Source organism: Paenibacillus alginolyticus DSM 5050 = NBRC 15375 (assembly GCF_000422905.1).
GTDB classification, from domain to species: Bacteria; Bacillota; Bacilli; order Paenibacillales; family NBRC-103111; genus Paenibacillus_E; species Paenibacillus_E alginolyticus.
Genome location: NZ_AUGY01000009.1, coordinates 97,123 through 114,271, shown reverse-complemented (window position 1 = coordinate 114,271; position 17,149 = coordinate 97,123). Strand labels below are relative to the sequence as shown.

18 protein-coding genes are annotated in these 17,149 nt (G+C 44.8%); 13 read left to right on the top strand and 5 right to left on the bottom strand.

Going from position 1 to position 17,149, the window contains the following annotated elements; genetic code table 11:
- Positions 1-140 precede the first annotated feature (140 nt).
- Complete coding sequence (locus tag G519_RS0104285; RefSeq protein ID WP_029193633.1) at positions 141-452, bottom strand: hypothetical protein; 312 nt, start codon at positions 450-452, stop codon at positions 141-143.
- Positions 453-625: 173 nt separating this feature from the next.
- Positions 626-1,633, bottom strand: a complete 1,008-nt coding sequence (locus G519_RS0104280; protein WP_029193632.1) for a LacI family DNA-binding transcriptional regulator — start codon at positions 1,631-1,633, stop codon at positions 626-628.
- A 123-nt stretch (positions 1,634-1,756) separates the two neighbouring features.
- Here G519_RS0104280 and fucU point away from each other — a divergent pair, with 123 nt between their 5' ends.
- From fucU to G519_RS0104235, 9 genes are all read left to right on the top strand, one after another.
- Positions 1,757-2,182, top strand: coding sequence for an L-fucose mutarotase (gene fucU / locus G519_RS0104275; RefSeq protein ID WP_029193631.1), 426 nt, complete (start codon positions 1,757-1,759; stop codon positions 2,180-2,182).
- 87 nt (positions 2,183-2,269) lie between these two features.
- The gene (locus G519_RS0104270; RefSeq protein WP_029193630.1) at positions 2,270-4,060 is read left to right on the top strand and encodes an L-fucose isomerase; all 1,791 of its coding nucleotides are present in this window, start codon (positions 2,270-2,272) and stop codon (positions 4,058-4,060) included.
- Positions 4,061-4,089: 29 nt separating this feature from the next.
- Entirely contained in the window at positions 4,090-4,245 is a 156-nt protein-coding gene (locus G519_RS51235) for a hypothetical protein (protein ID WP_154669532.1), read from the top strand.
- Between the two features lie 47 nt (positions 4,246-4,292).
- The gene (locus G519_RS0104260; protein ID WP_029193629.1) at positions 4,293-4,952 is read left to right on the top strand and encodes a class II aldolase/adducin family protein; all 660 of its coding nucleotides are present in this window, start codon (positions 4,293-4,295) and stop codon (positions 4,950-4,952) included.
- 241 nt (positions 4,953-5,193) lie between these two features.
- Positions 5,194-6,516, top strand: coding sequence for a response regulator (locus tag G519_RS0104255; RefSeq protein WP_029193628.1), 1,323 nt, complete (start codon positions 5,194-5,196; stop codon positions 6,514-6,516).
- A gap of 111 nt (positions 6,517-6,627) precedes the next feature.
- Positions 6,628-8,049, top strand: coding sequence for an ABC transporter substrate-binding protein (locus G519_RS0104250; RefSeq protein ID WP_029193627.1), 1,422 nt, complete (start codon positions 6,628-6,630; stop codon positions 8,047-8,049).
- Positions 8,050-8,112: 63 nt separating this feature from the next.
- The gene (locus G519_RS0104245) at positions 8,113-9,024 is read left to right on the top strand and encodes a carbohydrate ABC transporter permease (protein WP_029193626.1); all 912 of its coding nucleotides are present in this window, start codon (positions 8,113-8,115) and stop codon (positions 9,022-9,024) included.
- Positions 9,021-9,902, top strand: a complete 882-nt coding sequence (locus G519_RS0104240) for a carbohydrate ABC transporter permease (protein WP_029193625.1) — start codon at positions 9,021-9,023, stop codon at positions 9,900-9,902. Before G519_RS0104245 ends, G519_RS0104240 begins: the two co-directional genes overlap by 4 nt.
- 149 nt (positions 9,903-10,051) lie before the next feature.
- Positions 10,052-11,824 (top strand): sensor histidine kinase, encoded by a 1,773-nt coding sequence (locus G519_RS0104235; protein WP_029193624.1) that lies wholly within the window; start codon positions 10,052-10,054, stop codon positions 11,822-11,824.
- A gap of 5 nt (positions 11,825-11,829) precedes the next feature.
- On the opposite strand, the gene G519_RS48395 is transcribed toward G519_RS0104235, so the two are convergent.
- Positions 11,830-12,381, bottom strand: coding sequence for a helix-turn-helix transcriptional regulator (locus G519_RS48395; protein ID WP_051253053.1), 552 nt, complete (start codon positions 12,379-12,381; stop codon positions 11,830-11,832).
- Positions 12,353-12,706 carry an AraC family ligand binding domain-containing protein gene (locus G519_RS48715; protein WP_051253052.1) on the bottom strand — a complete coding sequence of 118 codons (354 nt, stop codon included), beginning with the start codon at positions 12,704-12,706 and terminating at the stop codon, positions 12,353-12,355. Before G519_RS48715 ends, G519_RS48395 begins: the two co-directional genes overlap by 29 nt.
- Positions 12,707-12,833: 127 nt before the next feature.
- On the opposite strand from G519_RS48715, the gene G519_RS51550 reads away from it, so the two are divergent.
- Positions 12,834-13,052 carry a hypothetical protein gene (locus G519_RS51550; protein ID WP_127527856.1) on the top strand — a complete coding sequence of 73 codons (219 nt, stop codon included), beginning with the start codon at positions 12,834-12,836 and terminating at the stop codon, positions 13,050-13,052.
- Complete coding sequence (locus tag G519_RS41655; RefSeq protein ID WP_244280003.1) at positions 13,031-13,894, top strand: hypothetical protein; 864 nt, start codon at positions 13,031-13,033, stop codon at positions 13,892-13,894. Before G519_RS51550 ends, G519_RS41655 begins: the two co-directional genes overlap by 22 nt.
- A gap of 154 nt (positions 13,895-14,048) precedes the next feature.
- On the opposite strand, the gene G519_RS0104220 is transcribed toward G519_RS41655, so the two are convergent.
- On the bottom strand, positions 14,049-14,243 hold the full coding sequence (locus G519_RS0104220; protein ID WP_029193623.1) for a hypothetical protein: 195 nt from the start codon (positions 14,241-14,243) through the stop codon (positions 14,049-14,051).
- A 316-nt stretch (positions 14,244-14,559) separates the two neighbouring features.
- Here G519_RS0104220 and G519_RS0104215 point away from each other — a divergent pair, with 316 nt between their 5' ends.
- A complete protein-coding gene (locus G519_RS0104215; protein WP_029193622.1) occupies positions 14,560-15,588 on the top strand; it encodes a LacI family DNA-binding transcriptional regulator in 1,029 nt (342 codons plus the stop codon).
- 215 nt (positions 15,589-15,803) lie between these two features.
- Positions 15,804-17,081, top strand: a complete 1,278-nt coding sequence (locus G519_RS0104205; protein ID WP_029193621.1) for an ABC transporter substrate-binding protein — start codon at positions 15,804-15,806, stop codon at positions 17,079-17,081.
- The last annotated feature ends 68 nt before the right edge of the window (positions 17,082-17,149 follow it).

Genomic DNA, 17,149 nt, shown 5'->3' with positions numbered 1-17,149 from the left:
TGCGGATGCACGATCTGAAGCTATAAAACGATGAAAAAGCCCAATTCGACATTGGGCTTTTTTTGCTGCTTGGGCATGATGAGCCAACTGAGATTAGACTGTTGAGTTAGAGAGGCGACATATTGTAATTATGGGACATTTTAATCATATTTATCGTCGTCGATTCTAACCACATTATCCATGATGAGCTCAACTTCCGTCTCGAAGTTCAAATGAAGAGGTGCTGGCAGTGCATCGAAGATTTCCTGCATCAACTCCATCTCTAATAACACATCGATGGTTTGAGGTCGCGGTTCTAACTCATCAACCCATTCACGGACAGCATCAATAAATAAATAGAAAGATGATTGGAATTGATCGGCAACAGCTTCCTGCTCATCACCACGGGATGCCGACATGGCATTCCAGTTTTTTAGCGTGGTTTGTAAGGCTTGTTTTACGTTTGGGTTCATTAGTAATCTCCTAAAAGCATACGGTGAAGGTGGAATGGTCATCTTCCTTAACTTTAAGCATGTTTTACATCGCTAAAGTGGCAAACTCCCGCATTTCTCATCAATTAACGATGAAAAACATCGTCTCGGGTAATAGAGTGAGTAGAATGGCCAACTCCATGTGTAATCAACCATCACTTCAACGCCCGCGTGGAAGCTCGGATAATCAACTCCGAAGGCAGAATGATCTTCCGATTCTCGTGAACGGCTTCGCCTTCGATGCGTTCGATCAACAGCTGCATGCCTAATAAGCCGAATTGATAGGCAGGCTGTGAAGCCAAGGTTAGAAAAGGGTTAATCGCACCTGCTGGGCCAAAATCATCAAAACAGACGACCGAGAGATCATCTGGCACCTGCAAGCCGCGCTGTCTCAGCGATTGAATGACGCCGACGGCGAGCATGTTGTTAGCCGCAAAGATCGCTGTTGGCGGATCTTCTAGATTGAGTAGTGCGTCTAACGCGGATTCATCGTGGAAATCACGATAGTTCAGATGTGCGACGAGCGAGTCATCTACGGTTAATCCGCTAAGCAAATGCGCCTCGCAGTACCCTGTGTGACGCAAGCGGGCCGTAGAGACATCCTGGGAACCGTTAATCATCGCGATACGGCGATGCCCCAGTTCAATTAAATGCTCAACAAGCTTCCGCGCGCCTTCCTTGCTGTCCCCGAGTACCACATCCGCCTCGATTCCCGGAATTTCACGGTCAAGCACAACGAAGGGGATATTATGCTTTTGCAATTGCCCAAGACTCTGGGCAGAATGATCACCCGTCGGGGCGAATAGAACGCCATCCACACGGGTTGATAGAATCATATCAACGTAGTCTTTCTCTTTCGCATAATCCTCGTCGCTATTCGCAAACAGAAGCCGATACCCAGCACGTTTAGCAGCATCTTCTGCGCCGCGTGCAAGCGTAGTATAGAACGGATTTGTAATATCCGTAATGAGGAGTGAAAGAATCTTGGTCTTCTGAAGTACCAGACTGCGTGCCATCGAGTTCGGAATATAGTGGAGATCTTCCATCACTTTACTTACCCGTTTGCGCGTTGCTTCGCTGATACGACCTGTATTATTGATAACCCGTGAAACGGTCATTGCCGAAACACCGGCTTTTTCAGCGATATCATAAATTGTAATCACGTTGAGTCACCTTTTCATCTCATCCTATTCGTCTATTGTATAGAAATTAAGGATTGACAGCAAGGCTTGAAATTGATATTTTTGAGTTATCGGTAACATTCATTTTTAGAGGAGGTTTTGAATATGCTAAAAGGTATTCCTTCCATCCTGTCGCCGGAGCTTTTGAAGGTGTTGATGGAAATGGGGCATGGGGATGAAATTATTCTAGCGGATGGCAATTTCCCTGCTGCCAGTCATGCGAATCGTTTGCTGCGCAGCGATGGCCATGGCGTACCGGAATTGTTGGAAGCGGTTTTATCGTTATTCCCACTGGATACTTACAGTGAATACCCTGTAGCGTTAATGGCCAAAGTACCAGGGGATCAGGTGGATACACCAATCTGGGAAGTATACGAAGAAATCATTCGTACCCATGCACTGCCACAAATTGAGCATGTGGAGCGATTCGCTTTTTATGAGCGAGCGAAGAAGGCCTATGCAATCGTGGCAACGAGTGAAAAAGCTTTATACGCGAATATTATTTTGAAAAAAGGTGTCATTAGCGAGTAGTTTGAATTATCGATAACCCTAAAATCAACCCTGTTTAAAGGCATAATTCCTATTATTCCCATACATAACAAGGAGGATGAAATAAAAATGGCAAACAGTGATTACAGATGGAACCAAGAATTCCCGAAGATTGGGATCCGACCAACGATTGACGGCAGAAGAAAAGGTATTCGTGAATCACTTGAAGATCAAACGATGAATATGGCTAAAGCTGTAGCCGCTTTACTGAGTGAAACACTGAAATATCCAAACGGCGAGCCTGTAGAGTGCGTAATTGCTGACACCTGCATCGGAGGTGTAGCAGAAGCTGCAGCAGCAGCGGATAAATTCACGAAATCCGGAGTAGGCGTTTCCATCACTGTTACTCCTTGTTGGTGTTACGGAACGGAAACGATGGATATGGACCCATCCACACCGAAAGCCATTTGGGGCTTTAACGGTACGGAGCGTCCGGGTGCGGTTTACTTGGCGGCTGTTTTATCGGGTCATGCACAGAAAGGCATTCCGGCATTTGGTATTTACGGCAAAGATGTTCAAGATGCAGGTACAACAGATATACCGCAGGACGTTCATGAGAAGCTGATTCGTTTTGCTAAGGCAGGACTTGCTGCCGCTTACATGAAAGGGAAATCATACCTCTCAATCGGCTCTGTATCCATGGGGATTGCAGGATCAATTGTGAATGAGGAACTGTTCCAGAACTATTTGGGAATGCGCAACGAATATGTCGATATGTCCGAATTAGTGCGTCGGATTGATGAAGAGATTTTCGATCCTGAAGAGTATCAATTGGCGCTGAACTGGGTCAAAGAGAACTGTACGGAAGGCCCGGATAAGAATCCGCCTGAGATTCAAACAAGCCGTGAAAAGAAAGATAAAGATTGGGAAACCGTTGTGAAAATGTCCTTGATTGTCAGGGACCTAATGGTTGGCAACCCGCGTCTGGCTGACATCGAGTTCGGAGAAGAAGCGCTTGGCCACAACGCGATTCTCTCTGGTTTCCAAGGACAGCGTCATTGGACGGATCACTTCCCGAACGGGGATTTCATGGAAGCCATCCTGAACACTTCCTTTGACTGGAATGGCAAACGCGCACCTTATTTGGTTGCCACGGAGAACGATAGTCTGAATGGTGTTGCGATGTTATTTGGTAATCTGTTGACGAATACAGCGCAAATCTTCGCTGATGTAAGAACATACTGGAGCCCAGATGCGGTGAAACGAGTAACAGGGCACACGCTTAGCGGTGCAGCCAAAGACGGAATTCTTCACTTGATTAACTCCGGACCCGCAGCGCTGGATGGCACAGGCGAACAAAGCCGCAACGGCAAGCCAGTCATGAAGCCTTACTGGGAAATCACGGATGAAGAAGTGACCAAGTGCCTGGAAGCAACTTCTTGGCGTCCTGCATCCGTTGAATATTTCCGCGGAGGCGGATATTCCACGGACTTCCTTACCAAAGGTGGAATGCCGGTCACGATGTCTCGCATCAACTTAGTAAGAGGCTTAGGTCCCGTGCTTCAGTTAGCAGAAGGCTACTCCGTTGATCTGCCTGAGAATGTGCATCAACAGCTGGATGATCGCACAGATTCAACATGGCCGACGACTTGGTTTGCTCCTATTTTGACAGGTGAAGGCTCATTTACCGATGTTTATTCCGTTATGGATAACTGGGGTTCCAATCATGGCTCGATCAGTTATGGTCACATCGGTGCTGACTTGATTACACTTGCTGCTATTTTAAGAATTCCTGTGTCTATGCATAACGTAGCGAAAGAACACATTTTCCGTCCTCGGGTTTGGAGTAATTTCGGCACATCAGATCCAGAGGGCGCTGATTTCAGAGCTTGCAGCAGCTTCGGGCCTTTATATAAATAGTTGCAATTGCACGAATTGAGGTGACTCTGGTGGGGACTAACCATTTGAATATGCTAGCCGTAGATTTCGGAGCTAGCAGCGGCAGAACTATTTTGGGGCGTTGGAGTGGTTCTACACTTACCGTTGAAGACATTCATCGCTTCTCGAATGATCCTGTTGAGCTTGGCGGTGGAGACCGGTTATAGCTGGCCCTGTGGAAGCGACGGCGATCGGCAATATTACGATGCAGGTCATGTCCGAGCAGCAAACAAGAGAAGAATTGACGAAGTATGCCCGTAAAAGTGTAGCCAAAGGCCTGGTTGTAGGACCTGGCGGGAATATTAGCGCAAGATTTGAAGATACGATGTACCTTTCTCCAAGCGGTTTCGCACTAGAAGATATTGAGCCTGAGCAATGGGTGCCGGTCGATATCCCAACGGGGAACATTCTGGACTCAACCTACCGTCCTTCTTCCGAGGTACTCATGCATTTATTTTGTTATCGCGTGAATCTCATCATGAAGGCGATCGTGCACACGCATCCGGCTTACTGTATCGCATTGACACTCGTTGATAATGAGCTTCCAATGCTGTTTCCAGACCAAGCCGCGCTTGTTGGCGACGTAGCCTTCGTTCCATATGTCGTTCCAACAACGGATAAACTAGCCAACCTAGTGGCTGAGAAGGCTGACCGTTATAGCTCGATTTTGCTAAACAATCATGGACTCGTGACAACGGGTAAAAATTTGCGTGAAGCCTACTACCGCACGGAAGTCATGGAAGAGAGCGCGAAGATTTACCTCATCGCAAAATCCGTTGGTCAACCCAGAAGGCTGACGGAGGAAGAGTACAAAGAAATCCAAGGTTTAGAAAGCGAAGCTTACCGCGTGAATTTATTGCAGCAAATGAAATAATAGAGTTGTCTGGAATATCCGCTCTCATCACATTCGATGGGGGCGGTTTTTTTAGGGAAAAAGAGAACTAGAAGGAAATACAACAATACTTGCACCCCGGTGCTATTAAGCTCTAACTCATAAGCCGTTACTCCTCACTATTCGGAACATTAGACACAATAACCGTAATACAACACATGTTCATACTATTTGTTGTACAATAAAATGGAATTGATGCATAAAAGGATAGCGAGGTGGCCGCATGGTTAATATTTTGGTTGTTGATGACGAGCCGATGATTTGTAAAGGTGTGGCTGCCATTTTGAAACAGTCGAACCTGGACATCGCTGAGGTGTTTATCGCATATAACGGTTTTGAAGCATTGGATTTTATACATTTGGAGAAAATCGATCTTGTTTTTACGGATATTCAAATGGAAAAGATGAATGGGATTGAATTGATTGAAAATATATTCATGGAAGATCCAACGATTCCAATCGTCATTTTATCCGCTCATGGCGAGTTTGAATACGCCCAGAAAGCGATCCGTTTCGGAGCCAAGGAATATTTGGTCAAGCCGATAACGCCGCCCCATCTCATTTCGGTAGCAGCTAAGTTGTTGGGAGAAAAGGAAGAGAAGCAGCGGCATTTCTCGAATTGGGAGAGCAGCCGAACCCTGTCTGAGCATACGTCGCTCGAGATGAACTATTACTTGAATGAACTTGTCACAGGAACGGTTCATGAGTCCGAAGTACCGGCTATCATGGAGAAGCTGGGAAGCCGAATGAAGGGTACGCATTACAGCATGTTAGTGATCAAATTATCTCTAGAGCGAGGCGGCATTCATGATCAGGAAATATCGACATTGAAGGACCGTAGTCTTCTGAAGTACGCCGCTTTGAATATTATTGAGGAGACCGCGATTCAGTGGTGCCATCTCGTATTTAATACGCATAATTCTACCTTTTCCTTGCTGCTGCAAATTCCGGAAGAGGAGATTAGGGGTTCTCAGAGCATTAACCAATTGTTGATGGTGGCCCAGATGATTCATACGAATTTGCAAAAATACGTCAATGTCAAATGTCAGATTGGGATTAGCCGCATTCGGGAGAGTGTCATACAGCTGCCTGTTATTTATCAAGAAGCTCTGGAGAGCTTGGCTTGGAGCGAGACGCACAAAGGGCATCACATGTTCTACATTGAGGATATCGGCAAAACGACGAACGAACAAAATTTGACAAATACGCAGGTTGACGAAGCTAATAACCGAATTGTATATGAGACGAAAACCTACATTGAAGGACATTTTAGTGATAAAGGCCTAAAGCTACAAGATATCGCCGATGCTGTGCATTTGAGCCCTAATTATTTGAGTTATTTGTTTAAAAAAGTGATGGGAATCAACATTTGGGACTATGTGACCAAGCTTCGTATGGAAAAAGGGAAGCAGTTGATTTTGACTACGGACAAACGCAGGTACGAAATTTCGGAAGAAATCGGTTACGAATCTCCAGAGCATTTTAGTAAAATATTTAAAAAACATTTCGGGTTGAATATTTCGGAGTTAAAACATACGGGTCCGTAACATGCGACATGATTAGCGTAACAGGACACATCGTCGCTCCTGGCGGTTCCCTTTATAATCGAAAGTGTAGAAACTAACATTTGATGAAACGATTCGAAAGGGGAACCAAACATGAAAGCTAAAAAGGCTTCAGCCATCAGTGCGATTGCACTGACCGTTTTACTCGCAGGATGCGGTACGAACAGTACCACGACATCAAGCACTCCTGCCCCAGCAAAGGAAACAGCAGCGCCTGCTGCCACAGCGACGCCTGCAGCCAAAAAAGTGACAATTACAGCCCAAGGCTTCAAGCCTGACCAGAAGGAAAAGAATGATCAGCTTGACCAGCGGATCAGCCGTTTTAAGGCGAAAACCCCGAATGTTGAATTCAAGAAGGACGACTGGCAGTACAACCCGCTGGAAATTGGGATCAAAATGGCTTCGAATAGCGCGCCAACTGAATATACGACGTATGCAACAGAAGGAAAAGTGCTCGTCGACAAGAAATGGGTCGCTGACATTACCGATTCGATTAATGCTTGGGAGCATGCCAAGGATATGAATGATCTCCTTTCCAAACCGTTTGTGGTCAATGGGAAAACGTATGGAGTACCTATCGACGGTTATGTGATGACCATTACGTTGAACAAGAAGCTTTTCAAAGAGAAAGGCGTCGAGCTGCCACCGATGGATTGGACGTGGGATGATCTGTTAACGGCTGCGAGAAAAATTAATGATCCTGCCAAAGGCATCGCGGGCTTTATTCCAATGGGTAAAGGACCGGAAGCAGGCTGGAACTGGACGAATTTCCTTTACGCAGCTGGCGGTGATGTACAGAAGCTCGATAACGGTAAAGTCGTAAGCGTATTCAATTCTGATGCTGGTGTGAAGGCGCTTGAATTTTATAAAAAGCTAAAAGACGAGAACTTAATTCCACAGAACTGGGCCTTAGGTTATGGCGACGCATTGAGTGCATTCTCCCAAGGACGCGGTGCGATGGTGATGTGCGGAAGCGGCAACGCAGCAGATGCTGCGATCAATGAGGGCGGTATTAGCAAAGAGGACATGGTCGTATATCCAATGCCTTCGATCACGAAAGGCGGCAAGCATACGGGCGTTCTTGGCGGTAACTATCGCGTTATCAATCCGAAGAGTGACAAGGAACAACAGCAAATAGCTTTCAAATGGATTACGGATGAGTATTTCACAGACGATTTCTTAAATTCCACGAAAAAAGAAATCGAAGACCGTAAAGGTAAAAACCGTGTCTACATTCCACAACCGATTAACTATTGGAAGGATTCCTCAGATTTCGGTAAAAAGTATACCGATTTACTGGCCAAATATGACAACGTGTTTAAATACGACCCACAATTGCTAAGCCTATGGGACGGCAAGCCTGAAGCGCAGTATGAAGCACAGAAATATTATACTGAGATGGCCAATGTGATCCAAAAAGTGTTCACAACCAAAGATGTTGATTTGAAAAAGACGTTGGCGGATGCATCGAATAAAGTACAAACGGAAGTATTTGACAAAGTGAAAGTCGAATAGCACCGAAACATCGGATCTAAGCCGTTTATCGGTTTAGGTCCGATTTTATAAGGAGTGTTCAAAATGGATGCAGAATTGCGTGTACGACCTGTCGCAGCGAGTAGAACGGTGAAGAAGAAAATCAACTGGTATTTGTGGGGGACGCTGTTTGTCCTTCCAGAAATCGTGTTATTTATAGTTTTTTTATGGGTGCCGATTTTTAAAGGGATTTTCTACAGCTTTTACAATATTGATTTTGTTGATGGCAATCATTTCATTGGCTTGGCTAACTATGTAAGCATTTTTCAAGATGGACTGCTGCTCACCTCGATTAAAAATACGCTGTATTATATGGGCTTAGGTGTCTTACTCGGTTTCTGGGTACCGCCGCTTATCGCAATCGTCGTTTCCGAATTGAAATGGTTTCAGGGGGCAGCCCGTATAATTGGCTATTTGCCAAGTGCTGTTCCAGCCATCGTTCTTTATGGGATGTGGCAGTGGTTTTTTGATGCCGTGGGCCCGATTAACAGCCTTTTACAAACGCTCGGTATCCCCAAAGTGGAGTTCTTCAGTCCGAAGATGGCCATGGGCTCGATCGTTTTGCTTGAAACGTGGCAAAGCTTTGGCGCAGCCACTCTCATCTATATCGCAGCTGTCGTGGGTATTCCTAGGGACATTTACGAAGCCGCTGAGATCGATGGCGCCAGTGTCTGGCAGCGTATTCGCCATATCACCTTGCCAAGTATCAAGACATTGATGCTGCTACTGCTTCTCTTGCAGTTGATCACCACTTCACAGGGCTTTCAAGCGCAATTATCGATGACCGACGGGGGACCGAATAATGCGACGCTTACGTACTTGTTGTGGATGAATCATACGGCGTTCCGTGATCTTGATTTTGGGAAAGCGAATGCAATGGGCAGCTTAATGTTTTTCGTTTTAATTTTACTTTCCGTGTTATACAATCTGTTGCAGCGTAGAGGTGAGAAGGCATGAAGCGGGATGAACGTGGCATTATTTCGCCCTATGATATGAAAAAAGGCTCTGTGAAAGCTGGTTACACCTTCATGGTGCTGCTGATGATCGTCATTGGCATTACGACGTTATACCCGTTTTTCAATACTTTTTTTGGTTCACTCAAAACACGGGAGGAATTCTTTGCCTTTCCACCGACTTTTTTTCCGAAAAGCTGGATTTGGACCAATTACAATGATGCGTGGAACGGGTTCGATTTGCCCTTACTGACTTTCTTGAAGAATACCCTATTCATCTACATGGGAAATGTCGTGTGTTCACTGCTGCTAATTGGTTTAGCGGCTTACGCGCTGTCACATTTGAGGGTACCGTTCAAGAGATGGGTGACGCTCTTCTTCTTGGCTACTCTGTTGATACCGCCTGCCACTTACATTGTTCCTAACTTTATGAACCTGAAAAGCTTGGGCATGATCAATACGTACTGGGCTTTCTGGCTGCCGGCTGCAGCGAATGCTTATTTCATGCTTCTGCTCAAAAACTTCTTCGATGGCATCCACGAAGAAATTCTGGAAGCAGCGAGAATCGATGGAGCGAGTGAATTCAAATCATTCATTAAAATTGCTGTTCCACTCTCTACACCCATAATTGGGACCCTGCTGATTCTATCCTTCTCGACAACATGGAACGATTTCTACTGGCCTAGTATTGTGATGACAGAAAAGGAGATGTACCCGCTTGCCACAGGGATTTATCGGTATGTGGTGTACTCAACATCGGTTATTCCATGGAGTGTGCGGTTCGCTATCTTGACGATGGCGATGCTGCCGCCGGTTGTGTTTTTTCTCATTTTCCAAAAATTTATCATACGTGGGTTAACCGTTTCCAGCGTCAAAGGTTAGGTCAAAGAACGCCCCTCAGAATGCTTATTCTGAAGGCGTTTTCTTTTGCTTAAAGGAGATTGCGGCCGTTGTAGCGAAGCTAAGTGTGCAGTGAGACGGTTAGGAGGAATAATCTCCGAGGATACGGCTTGAAAGGAAGGAATGTCGGCATGCGAAAAATGCTGAGTAATATGAATTTGATGAAAAAGTTGATCGTACTGCTCATCTTATTCGTCGTCATCCCGATTTTGGTATTGGATTTATTTGTAGCCAAGAAGCTGGAGTCCATTACGGAAGAGCAAGTGGGGAACGCGCTGCTTCAGTTAGTGCGAGGAAGTCACTTGACGCTAGACAGAGAGAGCAGTGATTTTGAGGAAAAGACAGAGAAAATCATGATATCTCAAGAAATACAACAGCTTGCCAGCATCCCTTCCTCGTCGGAGTACGAACGATTTGAAATTTTTAAAGCCCTAGATAAATATTTGAACAACTATTCGACGAGTGCGGTTCGATATTCGCTGTTTTTTTCGGACACAGATAAGCAGTATTCGTTCGTCCCTAATCCCGATCTTCTGAACAATGGTATTTTTTATGCAACAGATTTGAATGCGCTATCTTGGTATAAAGATGTAAGTCAGGCCAGAGGGAAAGGGGTTATTCGTGTTATTGATAAATTCGGATACAACCCTAATAATTTGCAAACCGTTGCGTATATGCGCCAGTTAAATAGCATTTATAACGGGGAAAGTGTGATTGGTTATTTGGTTGTGTCTGGCATTGAGACACCGCTGCAGTTGGATTTTTCGCCTTTTGACAAGTATGCGGGTGCGGAATTAATGCTGCTAAACCAAGACAATACGGTGCTCGCGACGAATACAACCAGCTTTGAGATCGGATCCTCGGTACATGTTCCTGCGAATCAAGTAGAAGGTGTTTATAAGCTGAAAGAGGCTGGACAAGAGTTCATGTGCGTTCTTCACACAAGTGACTATACGAAGACGAAATTGCTCATGCGAGTTCCTGTTCAGTCGATTATTATCGATCATATTAGTGTGCAGCGATTGGTTGATTGGATCATGGTTATTTATTTCTTTATCTTGATTTTGGCGAGTATATACTTTATCCAGTCGATCTTGAAACCGATCTCTCGATTAGCCCGTATCACGAATTCCTATCATCCAGGTAGACCCTTGGCTATTTCCTTACACTCGGATAGCAAGAATGAGATTGTTTTGCTCAATAATCATTTTATACGCATGACCGATCGCTTGAATCAAACCATTTATGATCAATATGAACTCGAACTAAAGCATAAGGAGATTGAATTATCCATTCTGCATACACAAATTAATCCGCATTTACTTTACAACACCTTGGAATCTGTGTATTGGCATACGTTAATGGAAGGGGCAGCAGAGTCTGCTGAAATGATCAAAGATTTATCGCTTATTATGCGAATTGGGCTGAGCAAAGGGAAGCTGTTAATTCCAGTTATGGAGGAAATTAATCATGCGGAGGCTTATGTTCGCTTGCAGCTATTCCGCTATGAATATGCCTTTCAAGTCCACTGGGATATTGAAGAGGGAGCGAAGCGGTTTATAGTGCCGAAGGTCGTTCTTCAGCCAATTATTGAGAATGCGATTCTGCACGGCATTAAAAACATGAGCCAAGATGGGGAATTATGGATTTCGGTGAAAAGCGCGGAGGATAAAGTCATCATCAGTGTGGAAGATAACGGTTATCGGCAGGCGGATATCGAGATGATGAATAGTATCCTGCAGGGGAAGGAAAGTAATCGAGGCTTCGGTATTATTAATGTTCAGAAGCGGATCCAGCTGCATTTTGGCGGAAACTACGGTTTACATTACAGCCTTAGAGAAGGTCAAGGTGTACGAGCTTGGATCGAGCTCCCAGCTGTTCTTGACGAGAATGAATTGAAATAGCCCCATCATTTGGGGCGCTGCCATTTCTTCCGATAAGCTAGCGGCGTATCTCCAGCACGGTCTTTGAACAAATTTATGAAATGACTGACATTGTCAATACCGACCCTGGCGGCTACTTCGGATACAGGCATATCGGAGTATTTCAAACGTTCCTTGGCGTGTGTCATACGAATTAATATGAGATATTCATGGGGCGAATAGCCTGTATATCGTTTGAATTGTTTGGCCAAATGGTACTTGCTTACAGCATGCTCATGGTCCAGCTGGTCCAGCGAAATCGATTCGATGAATCTATGTTCCAGCGTTTGGCAAATGTCTTCGATGTAGCTGGGTTTCTCGGCATCGGGCATGGATAAATTTTGCGCTGCCAGCAAGAGCTCCGTCAGGAGATCTACAAGCAGCTTGGACGAGATGAGCTCAGTGCGGGCACTTCGTTGCTGCTGGTAATGTAAGATTTGCCGCAGTACAGTGGGAATGATGGATTCAGGGTTCAGCTGCAGGACTGGCTCATCATTAGAAGTGAACTGCTCATAGTAACCAAGATGTCGAGCTGCCATGCAGATGCACCCATAGAATTTCCCAAGGCTCGAGTGGATCAGTTTCATAGTAATGATAATCTTCACAATGTATGAAGAACACCTGTTGAGGCTGAAGGTTATATCTCTTACCTTGATATTTCAAGCGGCCTTTGCCTTTGATCGTGTAAACGATAAGGTAGGAGTCCAGCTGTTCACGTTCTGTAAAGTAACCGGGCAACGTACGGAAATGGCCAATTTCTTGCACATAATAGAGGGTGGATTTGGCGAAAACAGAGGGGCTGGATATGAAGCGTATCGAGTCTTCTGACCAAGCTGTCGTGAAATTTTCTTTATAAGTTGTCATGCTGCATCACCTGCACAAGATTCTATTATTTTCAAACAATTTAATTGGATGTTTTCTGTGTTGTAAGCCATTACAATGAGTTTATAAAGGTATTATTTTTATCTTATAAATGAATAGAGTGGTAGGGATGTCTGTTTACCCAGCTATAAAAGCAAGCCAAAAACTGCGAATCGGACTTTATTCGGTGGGGCTCCGTGCCTATTGGGAACAGTTCCCTGGCTTAAAGGAACGGCTTGAGGAATACGGTCGATTCATTGAGAAGCGAATCTCTGAATGGGCTGAAATCTATTATTACGGGCTGGTAGATACGGCGGTATGTTCGATATGTACAGCGACTTTACGATGATTTCGGCGCAGACAGGGCTGGACGTTGAGGTGCTTGAAATGTGTGATTTGGATCGCATGCTGCGGGAGGTGACACCGCAGGTGGTGAGAGCGAAGCTGGCTGAGGTTCACGAGATGTTCCAGATCAGCGGCGACTCGCCTTCTGATCCGATCGCGAAGAAGCCTACGGATGAGCAGCTGGAGTGGTCTTGCAAAGTGGCGGCAGCACAGGAGAAGCTCGTTAGAGCTTACGATCTGGACGCCTTGTCCTACTACTACCACGGTGCGCCGGGTGGCGACTATGAGAAGCTGCAAGGCGGCTTCATCGTTGGCCATTCGCTGCTTACCGCGCGCGGTATCCCCTGTTCCGGAGAAGGGGATCTCAAGACGGCCGTCGCGATGAAAATCAGCGACATCCTTGGCGTCGGTGGCAGCTTCTCCGAAATCGTCGTCGTGGATTATATCGACGAGACGATCTTGCTGGGCCATGACGGACCGTTCCATATCGCGCTTTCCGAAGGAAAGCCGATTTTGCGCGGCATGGGGCTTTATCACGGGAAGCAAGGCACGGGCGTATCCGTCGAGGCGAAGGTGAAGACGGGAGCGATCACGACGCTGAACGTGACGCAGACCGGCGATGGACGGCTGAAGCTGATCTCCAGCGAAGGCGAGTCCACGAGCGGGCCGATCATGAAGATCGGCAACGCGCAGACGCCGGTGAAGTTCCGCGACCATCCAGACGCGTATATGACGCGCTGGTTCGCCGAAGCGCCGACGCACCACTGTGCGATGTCCATTGGTAATAATGCTTCCATGTTCCAGAAGGTCGCGGAGCTGATGAATGTGAAGCATGTGATTCTATAGAAAAGGATCTTACGCTGCAATAAGAACTACGATCCGTATATATCCAAATAACTACTTTTTGAGCTTTAAGGGAATATGGAAAGGAGCATACCAAAGAACCTAGTGGTTTACTGACCCCTAGGTTTTTATTTGGTAATCAGGACATGTTCAAGTGTTAATTTTGCGGCATACCGGACTCCATATCCGCTCCCGAGTTGTTATCTGTAATTTCCACATAATGATCGACTGTATCTAGGACCTGGCTTAATTGCCACTTGCTAAAGATGATCCGATCTGAAGAAATAGCATTATATGTACTTTCTTGTTTACTAATTTTAAACCCTCGGTAATTCTCATAAATGGTTCTCATTATGATCTCTCCCTCGCTTTGATGTATATCTTAAATTATCATCAAACGAGCATTTTTGGTAGAGGTGTAAATTGATAGAAAATGTCTTTTTCTGACTAATTGCATTTAAATATGATTAAATGCTATGAAAATATGAAAATGTCCGTATATGAAAAGATGAAAACGTAGTGATTATCACTGGAAGTTCTGGAGTCGGGCTGCTTTAAGGTGAATATTTTTACTTGCGCATAGAAATGAAAGGGATTGCAGAAAAATATAGCAACTGATATAATTAATAAAATTAGTAAATTTATTAACTAAATAAGGTGTGGTGTGAATGGCGACCATTAAAGATATAGCTGAACAAGCCAATGTATCTTCCGCAACCGTTTCACGCGTATTAAATAATGACCTCAGTCTGTCTGTGAGTGATGAAACGCGGGATCGAATCTTTTTAGTTGCAGAAGAAATAGGATATAAGCCTAGCCGTGTTAAACGGTTGAAAAAAGAAAACGAACTATCGAACAAACAGATTGGTTTACTTCTTTGGATCTCATCTGATGATGAGAAAGAAGATCCGTATTTCTCATCCGTGCGACTCAGTGTTGAGAAGCGGTGTGAAGAATTGGGCATCGCCATCGGCAAGGTAGTTAGAGGGAACAATGTCGATCCTTCAGCTTTTCATCAGATGGATGGTCTTATTGTTGTGGGTTCTGTGGACATGGAGGATATTGAAAAAATATATCCGAATCGAGCTGCGGTTGTTTTAGTTAATCATTTACTAAATAATTCGAATTACGATTCCGTCAAACTTGATTTTCAACAAGCAGTGGAAGATGTTCTCGGACATTTGTTTCACTTGGGTCATCAGAAGATCGGAATGATAGGCGGGTTCGAATATGTATATAAACTTGGACCGAACAAAAAAGGACCAACCGCTGTTGATATACGACAACTTCATTTTGAACGCGTCATGAAAGATAAAGGATGGTATAACCCCGAGTACATGTATACCGGTGAATGGAATACAGCAAGCGGATACGAATTAATGAAGGAAATGCTGGGCAAATCTGATCGTCCAACCGCCTGTTTCATCAGTAATGATCCGATGGCGATCGGCACCCTTCGAGCTTTACATGAGAATGGGGTGGACGTGCCAAGTGAAATGGCTATTATTGGGTTTGATGATATTGATGTTTCCGCCTACGTGAATCCACCTCTAACTAGTGTGAAAGTATTTCCAGAACAAATTGGCAGGTCGGCCGTACAGCTTCTTGTAGAACGATTTGAGGGGCGAGAACCAGTCCTGCATGTCACGATTGGAACGAACTTGGTAGTTAGGGAGAGTTGTGGAGGAAAGAAATAATCGTAGCCTTGTTGAACGAGTATTTATATTTTATTAAGGAGGTGATTATGAAAAGGGACCCTGTCAATTGTCGCACGCAGAACAAAGTCGGAAAAAAGCCAAAAAAAGAACCCAAGCCAATAAGGCTATGGGCAAAAAGTAAAACAAACCATTTTAATTGTATCTAAAACAGAGAGACATTACAAACAAAATTTGTGAGTTGGGGGATTTATTGAATGAAAAATATCCTTAAAGTTGTTACCGTTTCGTTGACCGCTATTTCTCTCTTAAGTGCTTGCGGGGCGAAAAGTGAAACCCAAACTAGTACTACACCAAATGCATCGCAGTCCAGCCCGGCTGCAACAGCCAGTGGCAAGAAAGTAGAACTGCAATTCCTTCAATATAAACCAGAAGCGCGCGACACGTTTGATCAATTGATTGCAAAGTTTGAACAGCAAAATCCGAATATCCATATCGTGCAAGATAATCCGCCGGATGCATCCACTGCGCTCAAAACAAAAGTTGCTGCCGGTGAAGTGCCGGATATCATTGCAAACGGAGGAGACAATGTTTATGCGACTTTAGTCCAAGCAGGTGTCTTGGCTGATTTCACCAACGCTCCTGAACTGAAAAATATTCCTGATGCTTATATCAAGACCCTGCACGACATTTCCAAAACCGATAAAACGTATGCGATTCCTTACGGCGTTAACGCAAACGGCGTCATTTACAACAAGAAATTGTTTAAAGATATGAACTTAACGGTTCCAACAACGTGGGATGAGTTCGTAGCTCTCTCCAAAAAAATCCAAGATGCCGGTAAGCTTCCTTTCTACTTCACTTTCAAAGATTCCTGGACAACGCTGCCGTCCTATAATGCATTCGCAGCAAGCACACAAGGTGACGATTTCTACTCGAAACATGAAGCAAAGCAAGCGAATTATTCAAGCAATTATAAAGAGGCTACAGAAAAGTACCTTCAATTTATTACATTTGGCCAAAAGGACACCTTCGGAAAAGCTTACAATGATGGCAATGTTGCTTTCGCGAACGGTGAATCTTTCATGTATGCACAAGGCGTTTGGGCAATCGCGGATATCAAGAAAGCAAATCCAAACGTCGAAGTCGGGGTATTCCCTTACCCAGTCACCAACGATCCGAACAAAAACAAGCTCATTTCTGGCGTAGATCAACTTCTAGCGATGTCGGCGAAAACAAAGTATCCGAACGAGTCCAAGAAATTTATTAACTTCCTACTTGATCCCGAGAACGCGAAGGTTTATGTCAAGGGAGTCAATACGTTCTCCGCAATCAAAGGGGTTGTGCAGAATGATCCATCTGTAAGTGACCTTAAGCCTATATTCGAAAAAGGCCTGACTGCTGACTTCATTGACCACTATGTTCCAAGCAGCATGAAACTGGATCAATTGCTTCAGGAAGTCATCATGAAAAAAGACATTCCGGCTTTATTGAAGACAATGGATGACGAGTGGACGAAAGCAAGTAACCGATAATAAGCTAAAGTGACGGGGATGAAATTGAGGGCATTGCTCTTTTCGTTTCATCCCTTTTTCTTTACAAA

Excerpts from the sequence above, each read along its gene's own strand:
- G519_RS0104285 (WP_029193633.1), bottom strand. The coding sequence starts at position 452 with ATGAACCCAAACGTAAAACAAGCCTTACAAACCACGCTAAAAAACTGG.
- fucU (WP_029193631.1), top strand. The coding sequence starts at position 1,757 with ATGCTAAAAGGTATTCCTTCCATCCTGTCGCCGGAGCTTTTGAAGGTG.
- G519_RS0104270 (WP_029193630.1), top strand. The coding sequence starts at position 2,270 with ATGGCAAACAGTGATTACAGATGGAACCAAGAATTCCCGAAGATTGGG.
- G519_RS0104260 (WP_029193629.1), top strand. The coding sequence starts at position 4,293 with ATGTCCGAGCAGCAAACAAGAGAAGAATTGACGAAGTATGCCCGTAAA.
- G519_RS0104255 (WP_029193628.1), top strand. The coding sequence starts at position 5,194 with ATGGTTAATATTTTGGTTGTTGATGACGAGCCGATGATTTGTAAAGGT.
- G519_RS0104250 (WP_029193627.1), top strand. The coding sequence starts at position 6,628 with ATGAAAGCTAAAAAGGCTTCAGCCATCAGTGCGATTGCACTGACCGTT.
- G519_RS0104245 (WP_029193626.1), top strand. The coding sequence starts at position 8,113 with ATGGATGCAGAATTGCGTGTACGACCTGTCGCAGCGAGTAGAACGGTG.
- G519_RS0104240 (WP_029193625.1), top strand. The coding sequence starts at position 9,021 with ATGAAGCGGGATGAACGTGGCATTATTTCGCCCTATGATATGAAAAAA.
- G519_RS0104235 (WP_029193624.1), top strand. The coding sequence starts at position 10,052 with ATGCGAAAAATGCTGAGTAATATGAATTTGATGAAAAAGTTGATCGTA.
- G519_RS48395 (WP_051253053.1), bottom strand. The coding sequence starts at position 12,381 with ATGGCAGCTCGACATCTTGGTTACTATGAGCAGTTCACTTCTAATGAT.
- G519_RS48715 (WP_051253052.1), bottom strand. The coding sequence starts at position 12,706 with ATGACAACTTATAAAGAAAATTTCACGACAGCTTGGTCAGAAGACTCG.
- G519_RS51550 (WP_127527856.1), top strand. The coding sequence starts at position 12,834 with ATGTCTGTTTACCCAGCTATAAAAGCAAGCCAAAAACTGCGAATCGGA.
- G519_RS41655 (WP_244280003.1), top strand. The coding sequence starts at position 13,031 with ATGTACAGCGACTTTACGATGATTTCGGCGCAGACAGGGCTGGACGTT.
- G519_RS0104220 (WP_029193623.1), bottom strand. The coding sequence starts at position 14,243 with ATGAGAACCATTTATGAGAATTACCGAGGGTTTAAAATTAGTAAACAA.
- G519_RS0104215 (WP_029193622.1), top strand. The coding sequence starts at position 14,560 with ATGGCGACCATTAAAGATATAGCTGAACAAGCCAATGTATCTTCCGCA.
- G519_RS0104205 (WP_029193621.1), top strand. The coding sequence starts at position 15,804 with ATGAAAAATATCCTTAAAGTTGTTACCGTTTCGTTGACCGCTATTTCT.